Genomic DNA, 13123 nt, shown 5'->3' with positions numbered 1-13123 from the left:
ATTTGTGTATAAGAGTCAGACTTAGAGCAGTTCGAAGGCTTTAATGCGATGGAGGACAGGATCGATCCTGTTTTCATGCAGAAAAACTATGGTCGAAACTACTACATCCCTTGGAATGCAACAACGACGCTGATGCTCTACAACAAAGAGCTGTTCATTGAAGCGGGCTTAGACCCAAACAATCCACCTCAAACATGGGATGAATTTTTACACGCGGCAGAAAAGATCAGCCAACTGCCTCCAAGAGCGGACGGCAGCCCTGTGTACGGCACCGTGTTCTGGAACGAAGCGTTATCGTGGGGTAGTTGGTACTGGAGCATGCTGGCTCAGATGTACTACAACTTCAACGATGGTCAATATGGCTTGCTTAATCGTTTCGGCACCAACCCTATCTTCGATAGAGAAGAAGCGAATCTAGCGCTGTTCTTCGAAACTATGGCTAAGGCGCAGCAGTATGCTCCACTGACCATGGAGAAGAACTTTTTCTCACGCACTATTGGTATGTGGCCACAGTTTGGTTTCGGCTGGAAAGCAAACCTAACCGAAGCGGCAGGTAAACCGATGGTGGTCGGTGAAGATGTTGGACTAGCACCGATTCCGACACTCAACAAAGGTGATACCTCATACTCCACACTGGATGGCCGCGCTCTGATGATCTTCAAAAACAGCGTCGAGAAAGAGCAACTGTCGTGGGCGTTCTTAGAGCTGATGATGGAAGACGAGTTTAACCACAAAGCGAATGTAGCGCTGGGACAACTGCCAACACTGATCTCGCTAAAAGACCGACCTTACTACAACACATCAGAAGCCAAACCATTTGTTGAGCAACTACCAAATGCAAAATTGAATGAACCTTTTGCACTGTCATCAGACATGGCTGGCGTCATTCTTGAGCAGTATTCCAAAGCTGTGGTTAAGCAAGATGTTTCTGCTGAGGAAGCGGTAGAAGCAGCGGCGAAGCAAGCTGAAAAACTCATTAACCAATAGTGTGATAGGTCTAAGTGAAACTATGAAAAAAGATAACCTCATAACCGGCTACCTGTTCCTTGCTCCATGGATTGTGTACTTCGCGGTCTTTTTGATTTACCCGTTCTTCTTGTCGTTTGAGAGCAGCTTTCTCAGCGTAAACATCTTGATGCCAGAGAACACCAAGTTCATCGGTTTAACCAATTGGATTACGGTGGTGACGGACTTCTTGTTCTGGAAGTCGTTGTTCAACGTGGTGTTTAACCAAGTCATCTTTGTCTCATTGAGCTTTGTGATTGGACTGGGCTTAGCCTTACTACTCAACGAGATTAAGTTCTTATCGAGCATGTTCCGCACCATCATGTTCATTCCAGTGGTGACCTCGATTACCGTAGCTATGATCATTTTTGACTTCATATCAGGTCCTTCTGGTCCAATTCAAAATACTATGGTGGGCGCGAACGTCCTTTCGGAACCGGTGTTTTGGAAATTCGAAGAGTGGTTACCAATGCCTGTGATTGCAGTGTTCAGTGCATGGAAGTGGTTCGGTGTTCAGATGATCATCTTCCTTGGTGGTATCGCCAGTATCGACAAATCTCTGTTTGAAGCGGCTGATATTGATGGCGCATCGTGGTGGCGTAAGACTAAGAAAATTACTCTGCCGATGATCATGCCGCAGATCGTGTTTGTGATGACAATGAACATTATCAATGGCTTGCAGATGTTTATCGAAGTGTTCATGAACTTCGACCTAAATGGCGGTCCTTATCAATCGGCACTCACCCCTGTGCTTTACCTCTACCAAACCGGTTTTGAGCAGATGAAGATGGGTGAAGCTTCAACCATTGGCTTAATGCTCGCTTGCGTAATTTACCTGCTGACGATGATGCAGTTAAAAATCACCAGTAAGGAAGACTAATCATGAATGCTGATAAGAAAAAAAACCTACTGATTTACGGCACACTTTTGGTTGCCACCCTTATTGTGTTGTATCCGTTCTTCTACATGGTGATCAACTCATTTAAGACCGGCCCTGAGATTATGCACAGCCCGAACAGCTTGCCAAAAGAGTGGTCGTTTGCTGGCTACATCAAGGTATTTGATTCAGTGAACTTGGGAAGAGTGTTCTTCAACACCATCTTCATCTCGGTCACTGTCACGGTGCTGAATACACTGTTTTCATCGATGGTTGCGTACTCGATTGTTAAAACCAACTTACCTGGCCGCGAGTTTTGGCTGAAAGTGATTCTGGGTTCGATGATGATTCCGGCGATTCTGTTTACCATCCCAACTTACATGATGATGTATGAGTGGAATTGGATTAACACCTACCGCGTGCTGATCATTCCGGGTGCCATCAGTGCATACAACATCTTCTTGATGGTGCAGTTCATGAAGCAGATAGACAATGCTTACTTGGAAGCGGCTCGTATTGATGGTGCGAGTGAGATGCGTATCTTCTTCAAAATCATTCTGCCTATGATGCGACCAGCTCTGGCAACGGTCGGTATTCTGACCTTCATGGGTGCATGGAACGACTTTATGGGGCCACTACTTTACGTACGAGACGATTCTCTGATGACGCTGCAGCTTGCGCTGTACAACTTTAAAACTGAAGTACCGGGAACCAACCTGGAGCAACTGTGGGCGATGACCACCATGATTGCGGTTCCTGTTGTGATTGTCTTTTTCTGCCTACAGAAGAACTTCATCAAGGCATTTACTGGCGTAGGGGTTAAGTAATGAAAGTATCGACAGGATATAAATTGTTAGCGTTGGCCTCGGTTATCTTTATCGCATATGGCTCCGCTTGGCTGAGAGCTTACTCACTATCGGAAAACTACTTTGCATACGCAGAGCAGCAATACAAAAAAGGTGAGCTGGTAACAGCGTTAAAAGGGATGAACAAACTCGAACTCAGAATTGAAGATGAGTATTTAGGTGGTTACCAGCAGGTGATTGAAACTTGGCGAAGCGCAACGCTTGGGCCTAAGCCAGACGCTTACTATCAGTCGTTAGAAAAGCCCACATTGATTATTGAGCAACTTAACGAACAGCAGTTAATGGAGTTCATCGAGATCTACGTTCAGCTTGATTCTCGATATGTGCCAACGGCGGCCGATCAACTGCGAAGCTTAGCGAAACAGTCTGGTAATGACGCGTTATACCAAGAGATGACCGAGTTTCTAACCGAAGCTTTCCCACGTTACAAAATGAAAGAGATTTAATTGATGGCCTTGTACAAAGACAGCTCCGCAACTTACGAAGGCAGAGCGGAAAACTTATTGTCTCATATGACACTTGCCGAAAAAGTGGGTCAGCTTTGCCAATCTCCAATGCTGGACTACGACGACAATAAGCAAGAGTATTTGATGAAAGTGGAGCAGGGTGCCTATGGCTCGCGCATCCTTGCTGACACGGCGTGGGCGGGTAATGCGCCGGGTGAATCGGTTGACCCGAACCAGCTCAATGAGATCCAAAAAGTGGCGATGGAAAAAAGCCGCCTTGGGATTCCAGTGATATTCGCGCGTGACGTGATTTACGGCCAAAAGACGGTGCTACCAATTCCTCTGGCTCAGGCATGTTCTTGGAACCCCAAGTTGGTTGAAGAAGCTTATGAGTGCATCGCGGCAGAAGCGGCATCGCTAGGCATTAACTGGACTTTTGCGCCGATGCTCGACATTGTTCGAGACCCTCGTTGGGGCCGAGTGATTGAGAGTTCGGGTGAAGACCCGTACCTAACCAGTCAGTTTGCAAAATCAGTCGTGAAAGGCTTCCAAGGTGATGACCCTTCACAACCAAATAAGCTGGTGGCGTGTGCCAAACACTTTGTTGGTTACGGAGCGTCAGAGGGCGGTCGCGACTACGATACCACGGAATTGAGCGATAACACCTTACACAATGTGCACTTGCTGCCCTTTGCTGCGGCAGTGAAAGCTGGCGTTGCAACCATGATGTCTGGATTTAATGATCTTGGTGGTACACCGGTAACCGGATCTCGCCCATTAATTCGAGACTGGCTCAAAGGCGAGCATAAGTTTGATGGCATGGTCGTCAGTGATTGGGGCTCTATTTCCGATCTGGAATACTTCCAAGTTGCGAAAGACCCATCTACAGCTGCGTTAAAGGCGTTGGATGCAGGTGTTGATATGGCGATGACTCATGAGGCATATGAAGACACCCTTGAAGAGCTGGTGAAGAACAATCCAATTTTACAAGAAAATCTAGATGAAGCCGTTTACCGCGTACTGCTTACCAAATTCCGCGCTGGTCTGTTTGAACGACCATATATCGACCCTGAACTGCATAAGAGCATGCTGGGCCTAGAAGAACATAAGGGCAAAGCGCTAGCTCTCGCAGAAGAGAGCATGGTGCTGCTTAAAAATGATGGTGACTTGCTCCCGCTGAACTCGCAAGGCTTAATCATTTCTGTGATTGGACCTCATGCTCATTCACAGAGACAGCACCTTGGTTCTTGGTGTTTAGATGGCAATGCGGACGACGTTGCAACGATTGCAGATGGCATCCAAGCAGCAGCGCCAGAGAACACCATAATTACTGATTCAAGCGCATTTAGTGATGACATGATGGAGTGTGCGCATCGAAGTGATGTAGTCGTGCTGTGCGTTGGTGAAAGCCATCGTCGCACTGGAGAAGCGCGCAATATTGCCGAGCTTGTGTTGCCACCGGGTCAAGAAGAGCTAATTGAAGCCATTGGAAAAACGGGCAAACTTTTGATTGTGGTGCAGTGTACTGGCAGACCCGTGCCATCACCTAAGGTTGAGCAATACGCCCAATCATTGGTTTATGCATGGCAAAGCGGCACAGAGACAGGAAATGCGGTCGGTAACTTACTGTTTGGTCATCGTAATCCTAGTGGCAAGCTCACGATGACAGTACCAAGAAGCACAGGACAAATTCCGATGTATTACGGTCGCAAGCCAATTGGTAAAATGCGAGCGTATCAAGAGTACATGCCATATAAGAATGAGCAAGATACACCGCTTTATCCATTCGGTTTCGGTTTGAGTTACTCGCAGTTTGAATATGGCAAGTTGACGGTGGTGACGCCTGAAATTACAGAGAACGAGAGCCTAATTGTCGAGGTTGAAGTAGAGAACACCTCTGCGATTGCTGGGCAAGAAGTCGTTCAGTGCTATATCTCTCGTAAAGTCTCTTCGACGACTCGTCCACAGAGAGAACTAAAAGCCTTTGCTAAGTGCTATTTAGAAGGACATGAGCGCAAAACTGTGAGGCTAGAAGTTGATGCTGATGACCTAAAATTCTACGGCAGCCAAGCGTGTTTTATGTATGAAAAGGGCGAAGTGGATGTGTATGTTGGTGGAAGCAGTTTAGCGACCGAGTCGGTAACTGTTCATCTTGGGTAAACATTCCACTTAAAGTAAATTGTTCGAAGGTAAGTAAGAGAGGTTGGGTAGAACCAATCTCTTTTTGTTTATACGTTGCGGTGTATCTGACTAATGTTGTACATGTTTAAACACTGTGCCTGAATAATTAAAACAACAGGCTAGGGTGGCTTTCCGTTCTATAGCCTAGCTCACTTGTGATATAATCGCGCGAGTTTAATAAGTACAAGAATAGGACACGCTTTGACTTCGTCTCCGGAAAAAGCAGATAACAACAAGAATGCAGCACAGCCAAGTTCTTCACAGAGCAAAGCCAAGCCAAACCAAGCTGCATCGAAAAAGTCTGCTGAACAATCAAATACCAAAAAAGCTGATCAATCAGCGACAAACAACAAATCATCTCAGAATAGCCCTGCCTCTCTTCGTAAAGCGCTCAACGAATGTATGATGCGCGATCGCTTCCGTTTGAGTAAGCGAATTGCTGGTGCGAGCAAAATTAAGAACGAACAAGCTAAGCACGCTGTCTTTGATGAGATTGCGTTAGACATTGCTAAGTCGATGATGACGGCAACTCAGCGTGCGGCACAGAAACCAACGATTGAATATCCAGAAATTCTCCCTGTTAGCCAAAAACGCGAAGACATCGCGAAAGCCATCGCTGAAAACCAAGTGGTTATCGTGGCGGGTGAAACGGGTTCGGGTAAAACCACTCAGTTACCAAAAATCTGTTCTGAGCTTGGCCGCGGCCGCTTTGGCTTAATTGGTCACACTCAACCTCGTCGTCTTGCGGCGCGTTCGGTTGCGAACCGTATTGCTGAAGAGATGGAAACGCAGCTGGGTGAGTTTGTTGGTTATAAGGTTCGATTCAACGACCAAATTTCTGACAACACACAAATCAAATTGATGACCGACGGTATTCTACTGGCGGAAATTCAGCACGACCGATTCTTAAATCAGTACGACACCATCATCATCGATGAAGCGCACGAACGTAGCCTGAACATCGATTTCATCATGGGTTACCTGAAAGAGTTGCTGCCAAAGCGTCCTGATCTGAAAGTGATCATCACGTCGGCAACCATCGACCCTGAGCGTTTCTCGAAGCACTTTAACAATGCACCAATCATTGAAGTGTCTGGCCGTACTTACCCAGTAGATACGCGTTACCGCCCATTAGGTGGTGATGAAAGTGATTCAGACCGCGACCAAATCGAAGGCATCTTTGAAGCGGTTGATGAGCTGTGTGATGAAGGCCTTGGCGATATATTGATCTTCATGAACGGTGAGCGAGAAATTCGTGATACCGCAGATGCATTAAGTAAACGTAACCTTCGCGATACTGAAATTGTCCCGCTTTACGCTCGTCTATCGGCGGGTGAACAGAACCGAATCTTCCAGTCTCATACTGGTCGACGCATCGTTCTGGCAACCAACGTGGCAGAAACCTCGTTAACCGTTCCGGGCATCAAGTATGTTATCGACCCGGGTACGGCGCGTATCAGCCGCTACAGTTACCGTACTAAAGTACAACGCCTACCGATTGAGCCAGTATCTCAAGCGAGTGCTAACCAGCGTAAGGGTCGTTGTGGTCGTGTTGCGGAAGGTATCTGTATTCGTCTGTACTCTGAGGAAGATTTCGAGTCACGTCCAGAGTTTACTGACCCAGAAATTCTTCGTACTAACCTAGCGTCGGTTATCCTTCAGATGACAGCGCTAGGCCTAGGCGACATTCAAGCGTTCCCATTTGTTGAAGCGCCCGATAAGCGCAACATTCAAGATGGTGTAAGACTGCTTGAAGAGTTGGGTGCGATCGCAACAGCTGAACCAGCTGCAAACAAAAACAAGAACCACGGCGACGACAAGAAGAAGCTAACCGCAATTGGTCGTAAGCTGGCGAAGCTGCCTATCGATCCACGTTTAGCGCGTATGGTTATCGAAGCACCACGTAACCGATGCCTACACGAAGTGATGGTGATCGCGTCTGCGTTGTCGATTCAAGATCCGCGTGAGCGTCCATCAGATAAGCAACAATCGTCTGATGACAAGCACAAGCGCTTCTTCGATAAAGAGTCTGACTTCATCACGTTTGTGAACTTGTGGGATTACATCAAGCAGCAGCAAAAAGCGCTGTCGAGTAACCAGTTCCGCAAACAGTGTAAGCAAGATTACCTCAACTATTTACGTATCCGTGAATGGCAAGATGTGTACTTCCAAATTCACCAAGCAATGCGTGAACTGGATACTAAGTTGAATACAGAACCGGGCAGCTATGATGGCATTCACATGTCACTGCTATCAGGTCTGCTTTCGCACATCGGTATGAAAGACCAAGAGAAGAATGAGTATCAAGGTGCACGTAATGCGCGCTTCCATATCTTCCCTGCGTCTGGCTTATTTAAGAAACAACCGAAGTGGATCATGTCTGCTGAGCTGGTGGAAACCTCGAAACTTTGGGGCCGTGTTATCGCGAAGATTCAACCTGAATGGATTGAACCACTAGCGAAACACTTGATTAAACGTAGCTACAGCGAACCACATTGGTCGAAGAAACAAGCAGCGGTAATGGCACACGAAAAAGTGATGCTTTACGGAATCCCAATCGTACCTAAGCGCCTTGTGAACTACGGCGCGATTGATGCCACCGTCAGTCGTGAGTTGTTTGTACGCAGTGCATTAGTAGAAGGTGAGTGGGAAACCAAACACGCTTTCTTCAAGCAGAACCGTAAGCTTCTACAAGAAGTCGAAGAGCTAGAGCATAAATCGCGTCGTCGTGACATCTTGATCGACGATGATGAACTGTTCGATTTCTATGACCAGCGTGTGGGTGAAGAGGCGGTTTCTGGCCGTCACTTTGATACATGGTGGAAGAAGACCAGTCAGAAAACACCTGAGCTGCTGAACTTTGAAAAGTCGATGCTGTTCCGAGGCGATGCTAGCCACGTTACCGATCTGGATTACCCGAACTTCTGGCACCAAAACGGTATCAAGCTCAAGCTGAGTTACCAATTTGAGCCGGGCGACGATAACGATGGTGTAACGGTACACATTCCGCTGCCTATCTTGAACCAGATCGACCAAAACGGTTTTGATTGGCAGATCCCGGGTCTACGCCAAGAGTTAGTGATTAGCTTAATTAAGTCGTTACCTAAAACGCTACGCCGTAACTTTGTACCTGCGCCAAACTACGCTGATGCATTCTTGGCTCGCGTGACACCGCTTGAAGCACCGTTATTGGATTCTCTTGAGAAAGAGCTGCGCCGCATGACGGGTGTAGAAGTGGTACGTGATGACTGGAAGTTAGACCAGATTCCAGAGCACTTAAAGGTAACATTCCGCGCTGTCGATCATCGCAAGCGTAAGCTGAAAGAACAGAAAGATCTGCATGAGCTGAAAGAGAGCCTGAAAGATAAGGTTCAAGAAACGCTTTCTAAAGTGGCAGACGATGACATCGAGCAGCAGAACCTGCACACGTGGAGCTTTGGTGAGCTACCAAAAGTCTACCAACAGAAACGCGGCGGCTACGATGTTAAAGCCTTCCCTGCGTTGGTGGATACCAAAGACAGCGTAGAGATCAAACTGTTCGAAACCGAGCAAGAGCAGATCTCGGCAATGAAATCGGGTCAGCGTCGTTTAATCCTGTTGAACGTGCCATCACCGATCAAATACTTGCACTCTAACCTGCCGAACAAATCGAAACTTGGCTTGTACTTCAACCCATACGGACAGGTACTCGATCTTATCGATGACTGTATCGCTTGTGGTATTGATAAGCTGATTGAAGATAAGGGCGGTTTGGTTTGGGAACCAGAGCAGTTTGAAGCACTGAAAGAACACGTACGTGCAGAGCTGGGTGATACCGTAGTTGAGATTGCTCAACAGGTTGAAACCATCCTAACCACGGCATTCAGCATCAGTAAAAAGCTGAAAGGACGCGTGGATCTTTCAATGGCATTCGCACTTTCTGACATAAAAGCTCAAGTAGAAGGTTTGATTTTTAAGGGTTTTGCCACAGAATGTGGGTGGAAACGCCTGCCGGATATTCTACGCTATATGAGAGCGATTGAACGCCGCATGGAAAAACTGCCAATTGACCCGAACAAAGATCGTCTTCATATGATCAAAGTTGAGTCAGTAATGAATGATTACAAAGAACTGTTGAATAAAATTCCAAAAGGGATCGCGGTTCCAGAAAATGTAAAAGAGGTGCGTTGGATGATAGAAGAGCTTCGTGTAAGCTTCTTCGCACAGCAGCTCGGTACGCCTTACCCAGTATCAGATAAGCGTGTTAAAAACGCGATTGATGCTTGCTAAAGGAATAAAGCTAGACGCAATGGCAAGGTTTGGGTATAAATCTTGCTTATTGCATTACTAATTGAATAGTTATTACATACAGGGCGACTTGGTGGCAATTTATTACCACTCAAGGCCTGCCACTAGGACGAAAAAGGTCGAATATGAAAAAAACGTTATTGGCACTAGCACTACTAGGTGCATCTTCAACAGCAATGGCTGATTCTTGGTTGTACGGCGGTGTAATGGGTGGTCAAAACTCATTCGCTGGTGAAGATGAAAATGCGGTGGGCATCCACGTAGGTACAGGTATCCTTCCACTAATTGGTGTTGAAGCGGGTTACTGGGACCTAGGTTCTTTCGACAACGTTAGCTACGGCAACCGTGCTAAACAAGGTGTTGACGTAAGCACAGCTTACCTAGCGATCAAACCAAGCATCGACTTCGGTCCTCTTCACGTATACGCGAAGGGTGGTCTTCACTCATACGAAGTGAAAGGCGATAACTTCAAGCAAGACGACGTTGATATCATGTACGCTGTAGGCGCTGAATACTTCATCTTCGGTCCACTATCTGTAGGCGCTAGCTACCAAAACTTCAAAATGAAAGATGACGACGCGGGCGTTTTCTCTCTAAACGCAACTATCCACCTACTGTAATTAATCAGTAAAACTGATCGTAAATAACGGTCGGATAGTCGTTAAAGAGTTCGTTAGAATTCATAAAAAATGCCAGCTTAATAGCTGGCATTTTTGTATCTGTTAACCGGGTAATCGCAACTTTGTTTTCTTCTAACAGGTAGAGGGCAGGCGGTTACTTTTTACTGTTCAGAATACGCTGGATTCTTGGGTTAATCGCTTTGCCGTGTTGGCTTTCGTACTCTTCACGTTTTAAATCGTTTAGGTTCTTCACTGAGTTAGCGGCAAGCAGGAATTGTGGCAACTCCGTTTCTAGCATGCCTTTCTCATCTAAACGCTTCGCTTCCAAATAGTACTTCTTAAACAGACTATCCAACTTGTTTTCCGCGGTGCGCTTTAAGTCGTACAGTTTGTTTTGGATTAACCACTTTTCAATCTTGTTTACCGCAGTGCGCGACAACACACGGATACGGCTATCCAGCAACTCTTCTTCCGTTAGAGAATCTTTTAGGATCCAAAGCTCACCCATTTGCGGCGGCCAACTGTTGCCAAGCTGAATACGCTCGTGACAGTGCATTAGCACGCGGTTAAGGCCGTCTGAATCAACAGAGTTAGCAAACTCGATGAACTTACCGCTTGGCTCACTACCGTACTGATATTCCCACTGTGTTTCGTACACGCTCAAGAAAGAGCCAAACACGTGAATACACCAATCCGTTAATTCTAATTCTGTAGGATCTTGATCAACAACAGGCACTTGTTGAGACGCACCAGAATCCGCCGCTTGTGCAGCCGCTACTTTCACTTCGGTACTTTGCGCTTCAATTACTTCAGGTACTAATGGAGCTGTAGCGTCAGGTACAACAGGTTGAGTTGGCTCAGAAGGTTGGCTTTTTGCCTTTTTGAATGAGCTGCTGCCTGAAGCGTTCAGATGGGCTAAGCTTTTGTCGATACCCATTTCCTTGAGCTTGTCCTGCATTTCCTGAATATTGAGAGGTCTTCTGCTGTTGTTGTCTTTCATTTTGCTTCTCGTTAACTAACCAGTACTGCAACTTAGATTCGATGCGAGATATTGGCATTAGTTCATTGGCTTTGGCTTTATACCAGAGGACAAATTTTTTCCATACTAAACTATGGTCACCAGCAAGGCCGGAGAATTTAAACGCACGTTCCGCCCATGTTGGAATGATCTCTTCATCCAAATCATGCGTTGAAACGGTGTTGCTGTTCATTGAGCCTCGGCTTTGTGGGCGAGGGGCCTGTTGCATGTGTTGCATTGGCGCCGGAGCAGGCTGAAACTTAGGTGCAGGTGCAGGTGCAGGTGCAGGTGCAGGTGCAGGTGCAGGTGCAGGTGCAGGTTCAGTAGAGTAGACCGGAATACTATTGGTCGGTTGAACCTCAACGTGCGCCGCAGCTTGCTCTTGCTCAATGAGCATCTTGAAAACGTGAATCTCTTTTTTGTCTCGATAATCTACTTTCACCTTATCGAGAAAACCTTGGTCGACTAAACACTTAAGACAGTCGGCTAAACCAAACGTAGAGAGAGCACAAAGTTGACCTGCTGTTTGTAGGCACACATTGGTGTAGCCGAATTCGTCAGCACCGTCTGCAAGCATCAATAAAACCAGCTTTTCTGCAGGGCTAGAAGTATTCACTTGCCAAGCTAAATAAGAATATTTGGCGCTCAATATCGTGTTCTCAAATAAGGTAAGTCGTTGTCACTATTGTAAGTCACCCCTTACCGAATTTATAGCAACTTAACAGAAAACGGCATTAGTAAGCCAAATATTGACCATAAGGAGAGGTTTGCCCCAAAAAGTAAGCCTGCACGCCACTTGCGGAAATCTATTCATAAACTGTATTTAATTTATAAAACACCTTGATATGATCAATATTTGCGCTATTATGACGATAAGTCAGAAATGACGAAGCGTCACAAAATGGTTAACTACATGAATTTACTATTCGTGTTAATATATTGGATAGGAGTGTTTTAAATACTGGCTAAGCTTAGATAATGGCTAAGCTAAAATACGGACTGAGAAATTATGTTTGGCTTTGGTTGTAAAGGCGATAAACAAGGTATCTTTGGTTGCAAAGGCGTGTTGTCTAAAAAGCAGCAGTCTATCGCAGACCGAGAAGTAGAATTGATGTTGTTAGCAAAAGATCTGGTTCGAGAACAAGGGTTCGGAAACCTCACGATGGATAAGCTAACGGCCGCGAGCTCTTATTCGAAAGGTACAATATACAATCACTTTTGCAGCAAAGAAGACGTAGTTTTAGCCTTGTGTATTCACTCTTTAAAGGCCGAAGCATTAATGTTTGCTCGTTCTGGAGAGTTTGAAGGCAACACACGCGAAAAGGTCGTTGCATTACACGTTGCTTACCGAATCTATGTTCGCATGGAGCCGGTACTATCAACCTGTGCGATCATGGCAAAAAGCCCGTGGGTACTAGAGAAAGCGTCTAGTGCACGCGTAGCCGAGATGAATGAACTGGAAGAATTGGTGATTGAACAAGCCGATTTAATGGTTAACCAAGCAGTTGATGCTGGTGACCTAAAGTTCCCTTCTGGTATGGGTTCAGATGCCATCGTGTTTGCAAACTGGTCAATCGCATTTGGTTCAAATGCCTTGTCACAGAATGCTTCGAACAGTCATTGTATTAAGCGGTTACAAGACCCGTATTCAGTATTATACAACGCGAACATGCTACTCGACGGCCTCAAGTGGCAGCCTCTTTCTACTGATTGGGACTACCGCAAAACTTGGCGTCGTGTAGAACAAGAACTGTTCAGTGAAGAGATTGCCTACTTAGAATCTGTAGGTCAATAGCTTCCATTAAGCCCACTCATGTGGGTTT

Annotated in this window: 9 protein-coding genes and 1 pseudogene; 8 read left to right on the top strand and 2 right to left on the bottom strand. The window is 46.1% G+C overall.

Annotated elements, in window-relative coordinates; all coding sequences use genetic code 11:
* Window positions 1-30: 30 nt before the first annotated feature.
* The 7 genes and pseudogenes from AB4484_RS09300 to AB4484_RS09270 all read left to right on the top strand — a co-directional run.
* Window positions 31-987 (top strand): annotated as a pseudogene (locus AB4484_RS09300) (extracellular solute-binding protein); the annotation flags it as partial.
* Between the two features lie 22 nt (window positions 988-1009).
* The gene (locus AB4484_RS09295) at window positions 1010-1885 is read left to right on the top strand and encodes a sugar ABC transporter permease (RefSeq protein WP_333010474.1); all 876 of its coding nucleotides are present in this window, start codon (window positions 1010-1012) and stop codon (window positions 1883-1885) included.
* Between the two features lie 2 nt (window positions 1886-1887).
* Window positions 1888-2709: a carbohydrate ABC transporter permease gene (locus tag AB4484_RS09290; protein WP_008222128.1), complete on the top strand. Its 822-nt coding sequence runs from the start codon at window positions 1888-1890 to the stop codon at window positions 2707-2709.
* On the top strand, window positions 2709-3194 hold the full coding sequence (locus tag AB4484_RS09285) for a hypothetical protein (protein ID WP_333010478.1): 486 nt from the start codon (window positions 2709-2711) through the stop codon (window positions 3192-3194). Before AB4484_RS09290 ends, AB4484_RS09285 begins: the two co-directional genes overlap by 1 nt.
* A 3-nt stretch (window positions 3195-3197) precedes the next feature.
* Window positions 3198-5354 (top strand): glycoside hydrolase family 3 N-terminal domain-containing protein, encoded by a 2157-nt coding sequence (locus AB4484_RS09280; protein ID WP_372077712.1) that lies wholly within the window; start codon window positions 3198-3200, stop codon window positions 5352-5354.
* 222 nt (window positions 5355-5576) lie between these two features.
* On the top strand, window positions 5577-9644 hold the full coding sequence (gene hrpA / locus AB4484_RS09275) for an ATP-dependent RNA helicase HrpA (protein ID WP_372077711.1): 4068 nt from the start codon (window positions 5577-5579) through the stop codon (window positions 9642-9644).
* 143 nt (window positions 9645-9787) lie between these two features.
* Window positions 9788-10282, top strand: coding sequence for an outer membrane beta-barrel protein (locus AB4484_RS09270; protein ID WP_017107497.1), 495 nt, complete (start codon window positions 9788-9790; stop codon window positions 10280-10282).
* A gap of 154 nt (window positions 10283-10436) precedes the next feature.
* Here AB4484_RS09270 and AB4484_RS09265 read toward each other — a convergent pair whose 3' ends face one another.
* Together AB4484_RS09265 and AB4484_RS09260 are read right to left on the bottom strand one after the other, a co-directional pair.
* Window positions 10437-11219: a hypothetical protein gene (locus AB4484_RS09265; protein WP_372077715.1), complete on the bottom strand. Its 783-nt coding sequence runs from the start codon at window positions 11217-11219 to the stop codon at window positions 10437-10439.
* Window positions 11140-11949 carry a hypothetical protein gene (locus tag AB4484_RS09260; protein ID WP_372077709.1) on the bottom strand — a complete coding sequence of 270 codons (810 nt, stop codon included), beginning with the start codon at window positions 11947-11949 and terminating at the stop codon, window positions 11140-11142. Before AB4484_RS09260 ends, AB4484_RS09265 begins: the two co-directional genes overlap by 80 nt.
* Before the next feature lie 360 nt (window positions 11950-12309).
* Between AB4484_RS09260 and AB4484_RS09255 the strand changes: the two genes are divergently transcribed.
* Window positions 12310-13095, top strand: coding sequence for a TetR/AcrR family transcriptional regulator (locus AB4484_RS09255; protein ID WP_052878198.1), 786 nt, complete (start codon window positions 12310-12312; stop codon window positions 13093-13095).
* The last annotated feature ends 28 nt before the right edge of the window (window positions 13096-13123 follow it).

Origin of the sequence: Vibrio sp. 10N.261.46.A3 (assembly GCF_041472995.1) — a bacterium.
In the GTDB taxonomy this organism is placed as follows: domain Bacteria; phylum Pseudomonadota; class Gammaproteobacteria; order Enterobacterales; family Vibrionaceae; genus Vibrio; species Vibrio coralliirubri.
The sequence above is the reverse complement of the archived record's forward strand: the minus strand, read 5'-3'. Positions and strand labels throughout refer to the sequence as shown.

Bases quoted from the DNA above. Each gene is read 5' to 3' on its own strand.
- AB4484_RS09295 (WP_333010474.1), top strand. From the start codon at position 1,010: ATGAAAAAAGATAACCTCATAACCGGCTACCTGTTCCTTGCTCCATGG.
- AB4484_RS09290 (WP_008222128.1), top strand. From the start codon at position 1,888: ATGAATGCTGATAAGAAAAAAAACCTACTGATTTACGGCACACTTTTG.
- AB4484_RS09285 (WP_333010478.1), top strand. From the start codon at position 2,709: ATGAAAGTATCGACAGGATATAAATTGTTAGCGTTGGCCTCGGTTATC.
- AB4484_RS09280 (WP_372077712.1), top strand. From the start codon at position 3,198: ATGGCCTTGTACAAAGACAGCTCCGCAACTTACGAAGGCAGAGCGGAA.
- AB4484_RS09270 (WP_017107497.1), top strand. From the start codon at position 9,788: ATGAAAAAAACGTTATTGGCACTAGCACTACTAGGTGCATCTTCAACA.
- AB4484_RS09265 (WP_372077715.1), bottom strand. From the start codon at position 11,219: ATGGGTATCGACAAAAGCTTAGCCCATCTGAACGCTTCAGGCAGCAGC.
- AB4484_RS09255 (WP_052878198.1), top strand. From the start codon at position 12,310: ATGTTTGGCTTTGGTTGTAAAGGCGATAAACAAGGTATCTTTGGTTGC.